The organism is Bartonella sp. AP58NXGY (genome assembly GCF_042195785.1).
Classification (GTDB): domain Bacteria; phylum Pseudomonadota; class Alphaproteobacteria; order Rhizobiales; family Rhizobiaceae; genus Bartonella.
Map to the genome: position 1 here is coordinate 735 of NZ_JBHIOY010000126.1, position 234 is coordinate 968.

The 234-nt window shown below is 44.0% G+C and carries 1 protein-coding gene; it reads right to left on the reverse strand.

Annotated elements, in window-relative coordinates:
• Nucleotides 1-234: TrmH family RNA methyltransferase (locus ACFINC_RS09920; RefSeq protein WP_375617106.1), on the reverse strand; the 234-nt coding region annotated here is incomplete at both ends.

Here is a 234-nt window from a genome sequence, read left to right on the forward strand (position 1 = left end):
GGGAGAGTGACGGCAAGTGGTAATGAGTGCCTTTGCTTTAAATGCAACGGCAGAGCGCATAATAGCACCAACATTATGTGGATCAGTAATTTGATCCATGACAATGACCAGATCAGTATTGGTGAGTTCCGATAGTTTGCATGGTTTGAGAGGAGAAGTTTCCAAAACAACCCCTTGATGAACTGCCTCACTTCCAACCAGCGAATCAAGATATTTGGGGGTGCATAATGTAAC